The sequence below is a fragment of the Pseudonocardia sp. D17 genome, assembly GCF_036984265.1.
Lineage (GTDB): Bacteria > Actinomycetota > Actinomycetes > Mycobacteriales > Pseudonocardiaceae > Pseudonocardia > Pseudonocardia benzenivorans.
Window position 1 is genome coordinate 12682 of sequence record NZ_BPRG01000125.1, and the last position, 13360, is coordinate 26041.

Consider the following 13360-nt stretch of genomic DNA (forward strand, 5'->3'; position numbering starts at 1 on the left):
CCCCCCGCGCGCTGTGCACGGGGGGTTCTCGTCATGCCCAGAGGAGCACCAACACCATGACCCTGAACGCCACCCTGGCCCGCCTGGGCGTCACCGGAATGGTGATGACCGCGCCCACCGGCACCACGGCCCCGACCAACCTGGACGCCTGGGCGACCGGCTGGAACGACTGCGGGTACATCAGCGACGACGGCCTCTCGGAGTCCCTCGACGAGGACAAGCAGGAATTCACCCCGTGGCAGTCGGCGACGCCGATCCGCGTCGAGGTGACCAAGTCGACCAAGACGTTCAAGTTCACGTGTTGGGAGACGAACTGGCAGACCGTCTCCCTGTACTACCGGGTCGACGAGGACGACGTGACCGTCTCGGGCGACGCGCCCAACCAGATCGTGTCGTTCAACGAGGAGGGCAAGCCGAAGCGCCAGCTCCGCGCGTTCGGGTTCGACGTCATCGACGGCACGTACCACCGCCGCGCCGTCGTGCCTCTCGGTGAGGTCACCGACCGCGGCGACGTTGTGTACAAGTCCGACGAGTTGATCGCCTACGAGATGACCGTCACCGCCTACCCCGGCACCGACGGCATCTCGATCATGCGGATGTTCCAGGAGGGCTGGGCGCCGCCCACCACCCCCTGATGTCCCCCCAGACGGACACCGGCGGGCGCTTCTTCGGGTGAGCTACCCGCCGGTGTTCGACCCCCAGGCGTTCGTCCTGGCGGTCCTCGTCGCGCTGTCCGCGCGCGCCCTGATCACCCGATGCATCCCGCCCGAGCAACCACCCGAACACCCACCCGAAGGATCACCCGTGACCAAGGCCAAGACCCCCGCGACGTTCGACCTCGACGCGATCGTCGAGCAGCGCCGAGAGGCCGTCGGCGGCGACGACATCGTGTTCACGTTCAAGGGCGAGACGTTCTCGTTCCCGCACCCCCTCCTGGCCCCCGACGAGTGGAAGGAGGAGGTCGCCGAGGCTGGTGTCGGCGACGTCGACCAGGTCCGCGCGATGTTGGGCGAGGACCAGTACGACCGGTTCCACGCCCTCGGCGGCCAGGCGGGGTTCGTGATGCTGATCGTCCAGCAGGTTCAGCAGTCGCTCCGCGATGAGATGGCCGACGGCCGCCCTACACGGCCGTCGACCTCCTCGCGTCGGCGCCCGAGGCGATAGAGGCCGAACTGTGCGCGCGGTACGCCCCGCGTGACCCGATCGCCGAGTACTGGCGCGGGGAGATCAGCCTCCGGAAGCTGCGCGTCCTGATCGAGGGCCTACCGCCCGGCGGGACGGCCTACCGCGCGATCCACGGCAACGGCTGGACCGAGCTGCACTACGTCCTGGCCGACCTGATCGACGCCACCCAGCACGTCAGCCACTCGGTCTACCAGGCCCAGGCGGGCCGCAAGCGGGTCCCGCAACCGCGCCGCTACGCCCGGCCCGGCGACCGCCCCGGATACGACCGGATCGGCGACCGCGGCGGGCGCTCGACCGAGGACGTCGTGTCCTACCTGGACAGCCTGAAACCGAAGGGAGCGTGAGCGTGTGGCGGCATCCGCCGGTGTGACCGTGGGGTCAGTGTGGCTCGACGTCCTCCCGTCGATGCGCAACTTCGGGTCGCAACTGACCGAGGGCGTCGAACCGGTCGCCCGGTCCGGCGGCAAGCGCGCGGGCGAGGGGATGGGCGACGGCGCGGCCGAGGGCCTGAAGGGCAAGGTCGCCGCCGTCGCCGCGGTCGGCGCCGGGATCGGCCTGGCCGTCGCCGGGGCGATCACCAACGCCCTGGACATCGAGCAGGCCCGCGCGAAGCTGGCGGTCCAACTCGGTGCCTCGGGCGCCGACGCCCAGCGCTACGGCGCCATCGCCGGACAGGTCTACGCCAACGCCTACGGCGAGTCCCTGGACCAGGTCAACGAGGCCGTCGTCGCGGTCCACCGCAACATCGACGCCAACCTCAACGACGCCGACCTCCAGGGCATCACGTCCACCGTGTTGTCGCTGTCCTCGGCGTTCGGCGTCGACCTCCAGGGCGCCACGGCCGCGGTCGGCCAGATGCTCCGCACCGGCCTGGCCCCGGACGCCAAGACGGCCCTGGACGTGATCACGTCCGGGTTCCAGGCGGGGGTCGACAAGGCGGGGGACTACCTCGACACCCTCAACGAGTACAGCACCCAGTTTCGGAAGCTGGGCATCGACGGGCAGACCGCCACCGGCCTGCTGTCCCAGGGCCTCCAGGCGGGCGCCCGCGACGCGGACCTGGTCGCCGACGCGATCAAGGAGTTCAGCATCCGCGCGGTGGACGGGTCCAAGACCACCGCCGCCGGGTTCCAGACCCTCGGCCTCGACGCCCAGAAGATGGCCTCCCAGATCGCCCAGGGCGGCCCGGCCGCCTCGGCGGGCCTGGACATGGTGCTGGACCGCCTACGCGCCATCCCCGACCCCGTCCAGCGGTCCCAGGCCGCCGTCGAGCTGTTCGGCACCCAGGCCGAGGACCTGGGCCAGGCGTTGTACTCCCTGGACCCGTCGTCCGCGGTGACCGCCCTCGGCGACGTCGGCGGCGCCGCGGACCGGATGAACCAGACCCTCGGCCAGACCGCGGAGTCCCGCATCGAGGGGTTCAAGCGGTCGCTCCAGATGGGCATCGTCGATTTCATCGGCGGGGCCGTGCTCCCGATCTTCGACAAGGTCTCGGCCTGGGGATCGCAACTGTTCGGCGCGGCCTGGGAGCCGGTGAAGTCGTTCATGGGGTGGCTGGCCGGAACCGGCGGCGTCGTGGTCGGCGTGATCCTCGCCCTGGCCGCCGCGGTGAACCTGTGGACCTGGGCGAACGACGCGCTGAACCTGTCGCTGCTGGCCAACCCGATCACGTGGATTGTCCTGGCGATCCTCGCCCTGGTCGGCGTCGTCATCTGGGCCTGGAACAACTTCGAGGGGTTCCGAAATGTCGTGATGGCCGTCTGGTCGGGGATACAGACCGCCGCGTCGGTCGCCTGGTCCATCCTGACCGCCATCTTTAACGGAATCGTCGTCGCGGTCCAGGCCGTCGGCTCATTCTTCGTGTGGCTCTGGCAAACCGTGATCTCGCCCGTGTTCTCATTCATCGGCGAGGCCGCGCGTATTCTGTTCGCCGTGATCTTCACCATTCTTGTCGCGCCCCTGATGCTTCTTATTCAGGCCCTCGGCGCGCTGTTCGAATGGCTGTGGTCGGCCGTGATCTCGCCGGTGTTCAATTTCATCGGAATGATCGCGACCTGGCTGTGGAATACCGTTCTATTGCCGGTGTTCTCGGCGATCCAGGCTGGACTCCAGGTCCTCGGGTCGTTCTTCTCCTGGCTGTACAACGTCGCCATCGCCCCGGTGTTTTCGCTGATCGCGGCGGGCGCCCAGGTCCTGTGGGGCGGCCTGCAAGTGATCTTCGGCTGGATTCAGGCCGGGCTGAACGCGGTCGGCTCCTTCTTCGGATGGGTCTATTCGGTCCTCATTAAGCCCGCGCTCGATGGAATCGGCACCGCCGCCTCGTTTGTGTGGAATTCGATTCTGCGTCCGGTGTTCGACGCGCTACGCGCCGGGGTCGGCGCCGTGGGTGATGCCTTCGGTACCGCGGTGAATGGGATCAAGGCGGCCTGGGATCGGATCATGGGCATTGTGCGCCCGCCGGTCGAGTTCGTCGTGAATCTCGTCTACAACAACGGCATCCGCCCGGCGTGGAACTTCATTGCCGGACTGTTCGACCTCGGCCAGCTCCCCGAATTGCATTTCGCGAAGGGCGGCATTGTTCCGGGCTATTCGCCGGGGAACGACACCGTTCCGGCGATGCTGTCTCCGGGGGAGGCCGTCCTCGTCCCCGAGGCCGTCCGCTACCTCGGCCCCTCGAACATCCTGGCCCTGAACCGGTGGGCCCAGACCCGCGCCGGTCGCCGCCCCGGCAAGGGGAACCCGTCGCTGGTCGACCCGCAGGCGGGCGACATCGGCCGCCTGGACACCTACCCGATGACGGTCGGGTTCGCCGACGGCGGGATCGTCGGCTGGATTTGGGACCGGATCGTCGACGTCGGCGACTTCATCGGCGGCGTGGCCGAGTTCATCGCCGACCCCGTGGGGTCGATCCGCAAGACCTTCGCCAAGGTCGCCCAGGGGGCCGGGGGCGCCGTCGGCGAGTTCGCCAAGGCGATCGTGGCGTTCCCGGCCAAGGCCATCGACGGCGTGATCCATTGGCTGACGTCGTTCATCGAGGACAACGCGCCCAAGGGCAACCTGGGCGCGGGCCTGGCCTGGGCGCGCACGCAGGTCGGCCTCCCGTACGTGTGGGGCGGCGGTGGCGGGTCCGGCTGGGACTGCTCCGGGTTCATCGGCGGGATCGTCCGGGTGATCCGCGGCGAGACCCCCGGCCGCATCGGCACCACCGCGTCGATGCCGTGGCCGGGGTTCGTGTCCGGCACCAGCGGCCCGTTCACCGTCGGTGTCTCGACCAACACCGGCGACGGTATCGGGCACATGGCCGGGACGCTCCTGGGCGTCAACGTGGAGAGCGCGGGCGGTCGCGGCCCGGCCGTCGGTCCGCCCGCGATCGGCACGTCCAGCTCTCTGTTCCCGTCGAAGTACACGTTCACCTACGACGACGGCGGATACCTCCCGCCCGGCTGGTCGGCGGTGTTCAACGGCACCGGCACCCCCGAACCCGTGCTGACCGGCGACCAGTGGTCGTCGATCCAGGACGCCGCCGACGGCGACGGCTCCAACGAGTTCGAGATCACCAGCGGCTACCTCGAAATCCGCGGCGACGGCATGGCCCGGATCGTCGACGGCCGGATTCGCCGCGTCGGAACCTCCATCAGCAACGGACGAAGGGCGTAACGACCCGTGGCGAACTACGACATTCGATGCCCGATCGACGACAAGTTCGGGCAGCTCTCGGCCGGTGTGACGTCCCTGGACACCACCCTGACGTCCCCCGACTTCGCGTCGTTGCCCTCGGACCTGTCGGTGACCAAGTACGTCCCGATGACCATCGTCGACGACTCGGCCCGGCTCTACGAAACGGTGTGGATCACCGGGCACGCCGCCGGGTCCTCGGCCGTGACCGTGGTCCGCGGCCGGGAGGGCACGACCGCGCGCGCCTGGGCCACGGCCTCGGTGTGGAAGTGCGCGCCGACGGTGCGCGACGTGATCAGCACGTGGACCCGCGCCACGCTGCCCGGCGACGCCCACCTGGGGATGCGCGCCCAGCTCCAGGACGAGTCGGGCCGCATCGTCGAGAAGACCGCCGCCGGGTGGCGCACCTCGGAAGCCCCGTTCGCACACGCGGGCATCACGACCGGATTCGTGGGCGTCCCGGCCAACGGCCTGTATTGCCCGCTGACGCTCCAGGACTCGGCGGGCGGGATGACGTTCAACGCCGGGTCGTCGTCGCTGACCGTGCCGATCGCGGGCCGCTACCGGCTCACGTGCAAGGCGTACGCCACCGGCTCGACGGTCTACCAGTTCTTCGGCGACGTCACGATCAACGACGCCGCCGTCCCGCCCGCAACGAGTGGGTTCGGCCCCAACGTGTCGTTCTGGAAGCAAGACTCCGCGGACTACTTCGCCGTCGGGTCGTGCGAGCGGCGCCTGAACGCCGGGGACGTGTTGCGCCTCTACGTCCGCGGCGGTGGCGGGGCCGCCAGCACGTACGGCTCCACCGGCTATAACGGGTCCTGGCTCGAAGCCCTGTACGTGGCGGCCTGACCGATGGGGTACTCCCGCGGCCAGTACGCCGGGGCCGCCTACGGGGGCACGGTCGAGGTCCCGGCCGCGTCGGGCGCCCCGATCGTCGACCCGACCAACCCCGGCGGGTCCGGCTGGACCATCGGGTCGGCCATCACCGGGTCCGGCCCGTACGCCGGGTTCGCCTACGGCGGCGGCGGCGGACTGGTCCGGCCCGCCTCGGGCGGTATCTCGGCCACCCCGGACCCGCTGCTGGGCCAGGTGCGCCTCTCGGCCTGGTGGTCGGATGCGCCGTACCTGCGGGTCGTGCGCATCGTGAAGGGCGTCCGGACCCCGGTCCGCGGCGCCTACCCCGCGCCGGTCACCACCACGACCCGGCGCAACCGGTGCACCAACCCCAGCGCCGAGGTCGATACCACCGGCTGGCTGTCGGGGACGAACACCACCCTGACCCGCATCGTCGAGGCCGCCATGCCCGCCGGGGTCGCGGCGTTCCGGCTGAAGGCGACCGCGGCGGGCGCGGTGAACGCCACCGTCCCGGTCGCGCTCCCGCTGCCCGATGGCGCGCCGTGCGTGTCGCTGGCACTACGGCTGTCGGCCGCCCCGTCCGGCGCGCTGACGGTGTCGGTGGCCTGGCGCGACGCCAGCAACGCCCTCCTCGCCACCACCACGGCCACGATCGCGGCCGGGTCGCTGACCGGCTACGTCAACCGGTGGGGCCGGACGCCGGTCCTGACCGTCCCCTATCCGGGCCTCGGCGCCGGGGCGGCGGCCATCGCCACCGGCGTGATGACGATCTCCGTGGCCGGGATGGCGGCCAACGCGACCGCCGACCTCGACGCCGTCCTGATCGAGGGCGGGTCGTCGAGCGGCGACTACTTCGACGGGTCCACCCCGAACGCGAACACCGCCTGGGCCGGGACCCCGCACGCCAGCGTGTCGACCCAGGCGGGCGTCGTGTCCCTCGTGGACACCGAAGCCCCGCTGGACGTGCCGATCCGCTACGAACTGTCCGCGCCCGACCAGCCCGCGTTCCGGGCGATCAGCGAACCGGTCACCCTCGACAGCGGCGGCCGGACCTGGCTGACCCACCCCTACAGCGGCGCCTCGGTCGTCGTCACCGTCGCCGAGGAGCCCGACCAGACCCGCGCCATCTCCCGCGGGGTGTTCGAGGTGATCGGCCGCGCCCGCCCGATCGCGATCAACGCCAGCCAGCGCCAGTCGTCGTCGGCCAGCCTGACGGTGTGGACGGAGACCTTCGCCGAGCGCGACGCCCTACTGGCGATGCTCGACGACGGAACCCCGCTGCTGTTGCGGGCACCGGCGGAACTGGGCCACGGCGACGGGGAGTGGCTCTCGATCGGCGACGTCCAGTACAAGGTCGTCGGCCACGGCGCCTGGGAACACACCCGCGAGTTCACGCTCCCGTACGTCGTGGTCGACGCGCCCCCGGCCGACGACACCCTGGCGGTGGCGTAGGTGTGGAACATCAGCGCGGCGGCCCGCGCCGCCCTGCGCGGGGCGCACGGCATCACCGGCCGGGCCACCGCGTACACGCCCTCGGGTGGGGTCCTCGCCGACTTCCCGATCAAGGAGGCGTCGATCACCGCGGACGCGAAGTCCCAGGTGCGGCGCACCGCGACGCTGACCGTGGCCGACCCGAGCATGTGGCCCTCGTCGGGGTTCGATGCCCTGTCGCCGGTCGGCGCGGAGATCGCCCTGGAGTACGGGATCGTGCTGTCGACCGGCGTCGAGTGGGTGCCGGTGTTCCGGGGCCCAGTGCAGACGGCCAGCCTCGACATGCCGATCACCGACGCGCTGTCGGTTGACCTGTCCGACCGCTCCAAGACGGTCGCCGACGACCGGTTCGACGTGCCCACCCAGACCATCGCCGGGAACACCGTCGTACAGGAGATCACCCGTCTCATCCGGGCCACGCTCCCGAACGTCGAGGTCATCGACCGCACCGGGGACACCACCGTGGCCGCCGTCCTGGACATCGACAAGGAGCGTTGGCAAGACGGCATCGAGAAGCTGGCCGACAGCATCGGCGCCGAGGTCTTCGCCGACCAGGTGGGCCGGTTCGTCATCCGCCCACAGCCGACACTGTTCGACGACCCCGCCTGGGTCGTCGATGCCGGGTCGACCGGCGTCCTGGTCAAGCTCGAACGGGAACTGACCCGCGACCAGGTGTACAACGCCGTGATCGCCTCGGGCCAGCGCTCCGACGGCATCCCGCCGGTCTGGGCCAAGGTCACCGACGACGACCCGGACTCGCCGACCCGCTACGGCGGCCCGTTCGGGCGCAAACCGCGGTTCTACTCCAGCCCGCTCCTGACGTCCCAGGACATGGCCGAGGCCGCCGCCGCGTCGCTGCTGGAACGGGTCCGCGGCTACGTCGCGTCGGTCGAGGTGACCGCCGTCCCGAACCCGGCCCTGGAACCCGGCGACGTGATCGAGGTCCGCCTCCTCGACGGCACCCGCCAGCGGCACATCCTCGACAAGGTCCCGCTGACGTTCAGCCCCGGCGTCCAGGCGTACACCACGCGCTCGATCGAACTACCCGCGGAGAGTGGCTGATGGCCGACGTCGTGGACGCCCTGGCCGGGGCCATCGCCTCGATGACCGGCGGGGCCGCGTTCGCCACGGGCGTCGTCACCTCCGTGGCCGGGCCGAAGGTCGTCGTGACCGTCCTCGGCGGTTCCAAGACGCTCCCGCGGCTGGCCGCCTACACGACCCCGGCCGCCGGTGACGTCGTCCTGATCGCGTGCCCCGACGGCGCCTGGTGCGTCCTGGGCAAGATCGCCACCTCCTGACCCCCGCCCGCTACGGGACGGCCACCCGGCCGCCCCGCGTCCCGTCATGCCCGAAGGAGATCAGTCGTGACCACGCCCAGCACCCCGGACCAGCCGACCCCGGACGCCCCCGAGCACGACGACACGTACCCGCGCATCAGCCCGTACGACCCGAACGCCGACCACACCGAGTTCCCCGAGAACTGGGGGTCGGAGCCGACCGAGCGTGACCAGGCCGCGATCGACGCCGAGACGACCGACGCCGAGACCGACGCGGACACCTCGACCGAGGCCGCCGCCGGTGAGGCCGAGACCGACGCGGGCGCCACCGCGCCCGAGGCCGACACCCCGGCCGCCGAGCCGACGGCCGACGACCCCGCCGCCGACGACCCCGCCGCCGACGACGGGGACGGCGGCGACCTAGACGGCGACACCGTCAGCCAGGGGAACGACGACTGATGACGGTCAACGTCCGGGACTACTCCAAGACCGCGGCCCAGCGCGGCTGGGGCGCCGGGTGGCCGAGCTGCGCTGGGGCGTCCGGGAACATCGTCACCGTCACCGCGGACCGGTCCGGCGCCCGGCTCAACGTCCACCGCCGTATCTCGGTCCTCGTCGACGCGCTGGCCGACTGGACCGAGGCACAGGGCTATCTCGCGAAGCCCGCCCAGACCGGCGCCTACAACTGCCGGGCCATCGCCGGGACGAACACGTCGTCGAACCACGCCTGGGGCCTGGCCGTCGACTGGAACTGGAACGACAACCCGTACTCCACCTCGTCGGTGCACGCGATGCCCGACTGGATGCCCGCGATGTGGTCGCGCTACGGGTTCGGCTGGGGCGGCTGGTACACCGGCGGCAAGCGCGACTGGATGCACCTGGAGTTCATGGGCACCCCCGCCGACGCCGACGAGTGCACCGCCCGCGCCCTGGCCGATCTCCGCGGGTCCGGCGGGACAACCCCGGCCGCGCCCGCGGTGCCCTCGTCGACGCTGCTGCGCCAGGGATCGACCGGCGACGCGGTCAAGGCCGTACAGGCCCGGCTCAACCGCGACTATCCGCTGTACTCGCACCTGGCCGTCGACGGGGTGTTCGGCCCGGCCACCGACGCCACCGTCCGGGAGTTCCAGCGCCGCGCGGGCCTGGTCGTGGACGGCATCGTCGGCCCGGCGACGCTGGCCAAGCTGGGGCTGGCATGACCCCTGAAACCCTGGTCGCCATCGGCGGCATCATCACCGCGCTCCTGGCCGGGTCCACCGCGTTCGTCGCCAAGCGCGGGGAGGCCACCCACCGCCAGATGATGATCGACCGGGACTGGACCGAGCGCCTACAGCGACGGGTCGTCGCCCTCACCCGCTACACGTTCGCGCTCGAAACCGCGTGCGCCGCCGCGGGCGTGCCGACCCCACCCAAGCCCGCCGAGCTGCTGGAGGCCCTCGATGTCACTGCCAAGTGACCCGCCCGTCGTGCCCGTCGTCGTCGATCCCCCCGCCGCGCCCCGCGGCGTCTCGGCGCTGACCCTGGCCCAGTTGGTCCTCCTGGCACTGTTGACTGTCGTGGCCATCGCCACGTCGGTGTACAGCGTCACCGTGGGCCTGGACCTGCGGGCGGCCCAACAGCGCATCGACTGCCAGTCCGGCCAGACCGAGCAGCTCCGCGAGGCCGCCAACATCGAGCGCGACGGCCTACGGCCGGTGTTCGACGCGATCAAGGCCAGCGACGGCCCCGCGATCCGCGCCGCGCTCGACGGCTACCAGGCCGCCACAGTCAAGGCCGACGGCGTCCGGCAGGCCATCCCGGCGTGCAAGCCGGGCGACCCGGCGGCCGGTGGCTGATGGGCCAGAACACCTCACCCGGCCCGGTGGTCACCGCGGCCACGGTGCAGGCGATCCTGGCGGCGATCGTGACCCTCGGTTGGGTCCGCCTCGACGACACCGCCACCGCGGCGGTCGCGACCGCCATCGCGGCCGTCATCGCCGCGGTGACGACCTGGGTTGCCCGGTCCCACGTGACCCCCGTGGCCAACCCCGTCGACGCGTCTGGGACGCCCCTGGTGCCCGCCCAGACCGTCCCTGACGCGACCGCGGCGCCCCCGGTGACCCCACCGGCCGCCGCATCGACCACCGACGACCCCGCGGGCCGCCACGCGCTCCGCGACGACGGGGGGACAGATGCCGATCCGCGATGACCTTGTCATCCCCACCGGCCGCGCCTGGGCCGGGCCGTTCTGGGCCCTCGTCGGCGACCAGGGCCAGGCCGTCAGCCTGGCGGGCCGCAAGATTCACGCCCAGGTCCGGCCCGCGGTCGGCGCGGCCGACGTGCTGTACGAGTGGTCGACCGACGAGGGCAACGTCGTGGTCTCCGACGTCCAGGTGACCTACCTCGACGACGCCGGGACCGAGCACCAGGTGACCACCGCCGCGGTGTCGCTGATGGTGCCCGCCCGCGACTCGGCGGCCTGGCGCTGGACCCTCGGCGTGTACGACGTCCTCGTCATCGACCCCGACAACCCCGACGCCACGTACGCGATCGTCGAGGAGTCCGCCGTCCGCGCCGACCGGGGGGTGACCGACGCGTGAGCGTGCAGGTCGTGTCCATCGGTGCCGCCCGCCCGGTTCAGGTCGTCCGCCTCGACCGGCCCGGCGTGACCGTCGTCGAGACGGGCGGGGTCACCCTCCCCCCAGCCGCGACACGGGTCGACGACCTCCTCGACGTCGACGCGCCCCCGGCGGTCGTCGGTCTCCTCGAACGCCAGGACGACCAGATCGTCCGGCCGGTGACCCGTGACGCCGTCCTGGCCCCGCACGTCGCCGCGCCCGCCCCGCATCCCGCCTACGACGACCTCCCCAGCCTCCGGCTCCTGTTCGAGAACGGACTCATCTGATGTCGCTTGCCACGAACGTGACCGACCTGGCGACGCGCGTCGCCACCGAGGCAAAGAGCCTCCGAACCCTGATCAACGGGAACAACCCCGACCTCGCCACGCTCACGACCACCGCGAAGGCCAACCTCGTCGCCGCGATCAACGAGGTAGCGGCGGCCGTCGCGGGGGCGTCGGGCATCGACGACGGCACGATCTCGACGTCGACGAGTTGGTCCAGCCAGAAGACCCGTGACGAGATCGACTCGGCCGTGGCCGGGATCGACTTCCCCGACGTCATCGACGACACCACGCCCTCGACGTCGACGGCCTACTCCTCGACCAAGACCGACGCCCAGATCGCCGCCGCGGTCGGCGCCATCGACGTGACCGACGTGATCAACGACGCGGCCCCGTCCACGACGTCGGTGTACTCCTCGACCAAGACCGACGCCCAGATCAGCGCGGCGGTCGCGGCAATCATCGACACCGCGCCGGGCGCCCTGGACACCCTGAACGAACTGGCCGCCGCCCTCGGCGACGACCCCAACTTCGCCGCCACGATCAACGCCGCCCTCGGCAACCGGGTCCGCGTCGACGCCGCCCAGTCGTTCACCGCACCCCAGCAGGCCCAGGGCCGCGCCAACATCGGCGCCGCCTCCGACGCGGCCCTGACCGCGCTGACGGCGAACGTCGGCGACACCAACACCAACTTCGTGACGACGTTCGAGGCTGGCCTGACGTGAGCCTGGCATCCGGTGTCTCAGCGCTGGCGACCCGGATAGCCCAGGAGATCAACTCCGTCCGGACCGCGCTGGCGGGCAAGGCCACGGACTCGGCCGTCGTCCACCTCACGGGCAACGAGACCGTCGCCGGGACCAAGACGTTCAGCGCGGCGCCGGTCATCCCGGTCGGCACGCTGGGCACGCACCCGGTCCGGCGTGACGACTCCCGGCTCTCCGATGCCCGCACCCCGACCGCACACAAGTCCTCGCACGCCACCGGCGGCAGCGACGCCCTGGCGCCCAGCGACATCGGCGCCCAACCCGTCGACGTCGACCTGACGACGATCGCGGGCCTGTCCCCGACCAACGGGTCAGTTCTGAAGCGTGTCTCGGGCGCCTGGGCGGGCGCGGCCCTCGTCGCGGCCGACGTGACCGACCTCGGTACCGCGGCCACGAAGGACGTCGGCACGACCTCGACGACCGTCGCGGCCGGGAACCGGGGCGTTCCCAGCGGCGGCACCGGCGGCCAGCTCCTCGCCAAGACCTCGGCGACTGACTACGCGCTCGGATGGGTCGATCCGCCCTCGGCCGGTGGGGGTGGGTCCAGCCCGTTGTCGGTCGCCGGGGTCGTCCCGTCCGGGTCGGTTACCCCGTCGATCGTCCACAACCTGGGGACGACCGACGTCACGGTGTGGGTGCGTGAGGTCGCGACCGGTATCTGGACGCCGGTCGCGAACGAGACGCTGGACGTCAACACGGTCCGGCTGACGTTCTCCACCGCGCCGACGTCGGGGCAGTACCGATACATCATCGCCACCGGCGGGTCCTACTCCGCCGACCAGCCGCGCGGGGTGATCGCCCGCGCCCGCCGCAACACCGGCAACATCACCATGGCCGCGAACACCACGTACCCGATCGTCGGCCTGTCCGCGCCGTTGCTGGCCGGGCGGATGTACCGGTTCCGGTCCCAGGCGGGGTTCTACGCCGACAACGGCCCGACCATCGCGGACGTGTTCCTGCGCTACACCACCGACGGGAGCACCCCGTCCGCGGCCTCGGCGGCGTTCGAGCACACCTCGGCCGTTCTCCCGGCCGGGGTGCGGGTGTCGACGGCGATCACCGACGACTTCTATGTCCCCCCGGCCAACCAGACCGTGGGGCTGGTCCTGTTCGCGACGATCATCGGTTCGACCGGCGCCGCCTGGGGTGCGACCTCGGACGCGTGGCCCGCGCGGATCACCGTCGAGGACGTCGGCCTGCCCGTCTCCGTCGGAGGGACGAACTACTGA

The 13360-nt window shown here is 71.5% G+C and carries 17 protein-coding genes; 16 read left to right on the forward strand and 1 reads right to left on the reverse strand.

The features are described from left to right. Positions 1-56 precede the first annotated feature (56 nt). Together PSD17_RS19935 and PSD17_RS19940 are read left to right on the forward strand one after the other, a co-directional pair. Entirely contained in the window at positions 57-635 is a 579-nt protein-coding gene (locus tag PSD17_RS19935; RefSeq protein WP_339124094.1) for a phage tail tube protein, read from the forward strand. A gap of 37 nt (positions 636-672) precedes the next feature. Next, positions 673-1164, forward strand: coding sequence for a hypothetical protein (locus PSD17_RS19940; RefSeq protein ID WP_339124095.1), 492 nt, complete (start codon positions 673-675; stop codon positions 1162-1164). Positions 1165-1563: 399 nt separating this feature from the next. Here the strand turns inward: PSD17_RS19940 and PSD17_RS19945 are convergent, their stop codons facing one another. Continuing rightward, on the reverse strand, positions 1564-1923 hold the full coding sequence (locus PSD17_RS19945) for a hypothetical protein (protein ID WP_339124180.1): 360 nt from the start codon (positions 1921-1923) through the stop codon (positions 1564-1566). On the opposite strand from PSD17_RS19945, the gene PSD17_RS19950 reads away from it, so the two are divergent. From PSD17_RS19950 to PSD17_RS20015, 14 genes are all read left to right on the forward strand, one after another. Continuing rightward, complete coding sequence (locus tag PSD17_RS19950; protein ID WP_339124177.1) at positions 1888-4842, forward strand: phage tail tape measure protein; 2955 nt, start codon at positions 1888-1890, stop codon at positions 4840-4842. The genes PSD17_RS19945 and PSD17_RS19950 overlap by 36 nt on opposite strands. 6 nt (positions 4843-4848) lie before the next feature. After that, complete coding sequence (locus PSD17_RS19955; protein WP_339124096.1) at positions 4849-5712, forward strand: hypothetical protein; 864 nt, start codon at positions 4849-4851, stop codon at positions 5710-5712. A gap of 3 nt (positions 5713-5715) precedes the next feature. Beyond that, complete coding sequence (locus tag PSD17_RS19960; protein ID WP_339124097.1) at positions 5716-7170, forward strand: hypothetical protein; 1455 nt, start codon at positions 5716-5718, stop codon at positions 7168-7170. Further along, a complete protein-coding gene (locus tag PSD17_RS19965) occupies positions 7171-8271 on the forward strand; it encodes a DUF5047 domain-containing protein (RefSeq protein ID WP_339124098.1) in 1101 nt (366 codons plus the stop codon). Next, the gene (locus PSD17_RS19970; protein WP_339124099.1) at positions 8271-8507 is read left to right on the forward strand and encodes a hypothetical protein; all 237 of its coding nucleotides are present in this window, start codon (positions 8271-8273) and stop codon (positions 8505-8507) included. Before PSD17_RS19965 ends, PSD17_RS19970 begins: the two co-directional genes overlap by 1 nt. Positions 8508-8573: 66 nt before the next feature. Further along, positions 8574-8945 carry a hypothetical protein gene (locus tag PSD17_RS19975; RefSeq protein ID WP_339124100.1) on the forward strand — a complete coding sequence of 124 codons (372 nt, stop codon included), beginning with the start codon at positions 8574-8576 and terminating at the stop codon, positions 8943-8945. After that, positions 8945-9685 (forward strand): peptidoglycan-binding protein, encoded by a 741-nt coding sequence (locus PSD17_RS19980; RefSeq protein ID WP_339124101.1) that lies wholly within the window; start codon positions 8945-8947, stop codon positions 9683-9685. The genes PSD17_RS19975 and PSD17_RS19980 overlap by 1 nt, the downstream gene beginning before the upstream one ends. Further along, on the forward strand, positions 9682-9942 hold the full coding sequence (locus tag PSD17_RS19985; protein WP_339124102.1) for a hypothetical protein: 261 nt from the start codon (positions 9682-9684) through the stop codon (positions 9940-9942). Before PSD17_RS19980 ends, PSD17_RS19985 begins: the two co-directional genes overlap by 4 nt. Continuing rightward, entirely contained in the window at positions 9926-10321 is a 396-nt protein-coding gene (locus PSD17_RS19990; RefSeq protein WP_339124103.1) for a hypothetical protein, read from the forward strand. The genes PSD17_RS19985 and PSD17_RS19990 overlap by 17 nt, the downstream gene beginning before the upstream one ends. Next, positions 10321-10674, forward strand: a complete 354-nt coding sequence (locus tag PSD17_RS19995) for a hypothetical protein (RefSeq protein ID WP_339124104.1) — start codon at positions 10321-10323, stop codon at positions 10672-10674. The genes PSD17_RS19990 and PSD17_RS19995 overlap by 1 nt, the downstream gene beginning before the upstream one ends. Next, positions 10658-11065 (forward strand): hypothetical protein, encoded by a 408-nt coding sequence (locus tag PSD17_RS20000; RefSeq protein WP_339124105.1) that lies wholly within the window; start codon positions 10658-10660, stop codon positions 11063-11065. Before PSD17_RS19995 ends, PSD17_RS20000 begins: the two co-directional genes overlap by 17 nt. Then, positions 11062-11370, forward strand: a complete 309-nt coding sequence (locus PSD17_RS20005; RefSeq protein WP_339124106.1) for a hypothetical protein — start codon at positions 11062-11064, stop codon at positions 11368-11370. The genes PSD17_RS20000 and PSD17_RS20005 overlap by 4 nt, the downstream gene beginning before the upstream one ends. Further along, complete coding sequence (locus PSD17_RS20010) at positions 11370-12092, forward strand: hypothetical protein (RefSeq protein WP_339124107.1); 723 nt, start codon at positions 11370-11372, stop codon at positions 12090-12092. Before PSD17_RS20005 ends, PSD17_RS20010 begins: the two co-directional genes overlap by 1 nt. Next, positions 12089-13360 (forward strand): hypothetical protein, encoded by a 1272-nt coding sequence (locus PSD17_RS20015; protein ID WP_339124108.1) that lies wholly within the window; start codon positions 12089-12091, stop codon positions 13358-13360. Before PSD17_RS20010 ends, PSD17_RS20015 begins: the two co-directional genes overlap by 4 nt.

Excerpts from the sequence above, each read along its gene's own strand:
- PSD17_RS19980 (WP_339124101.1), top strand. The coding sequence starts at position 8,945 with ATGACGGTCAACGTCCGGGACTACTCCAAGACCGCGGCCCAGCGCGGC.
- PSD17_RS19995 (WP_339124104.1), top strand. The coding sequence starts at position 10,321 with ATGGGCCAGAACACCTCACCCGGCCCGGTGGTCACCGCGGCCACGGTG.
- PSD17_RS19985 (WP_339124102.1), top strand. The coding sequence starts at position 9,682 with ATGACCCCTGAAACCCTGGTCGCCATCGGCGGCATCATCACCGCGCTC.
- PSD17_RS19970 (WP_339124099.1), top strand. The coding sequence starts at position 8,271 with ATGGCCGACGTCGTGGACGCCCTGGCCGGGGCCATCGCCTCGATGACC.
- PSD17_RS20000 (WP_339124105.1), top strand. The coding sequence starts at position 10,658 with ATGCCGATCCGCGATGACCTTGTCATCCCCACCGGCCGCGCCTGGGCC.
- PSD17_RS19960 (WP_339124097.1), top strand. The coding sequence starts at position 5,716 with ATGGGGTACTCCCGCGGCCAGTACGCCGGGGCCGCCTACGGGGGCACG.
- PSD17_RS20010 (WP_339124107.1), top strand. The coding sequence starts at position 11,370 with ATGTCGCTTGCCACGAACGTGACCGACCTGGCGACGCGCGTCGCCACC.
- PSD17_RS19990 (WP_339124103.1), top strand. The coding sequence starts at position 9,926 with ATGTCACTGCCAAGTGACCCGCCCGTCGTGCCCGTCGTCGTCGATCCC.
- PSD17_RS19935 (WP_339124094.1), top strand. The coding sequence starts at position 57 with ATGACCCTGAACGCCACCCTGGCCCGCCTGGGCGTCACCGGAATGGTG.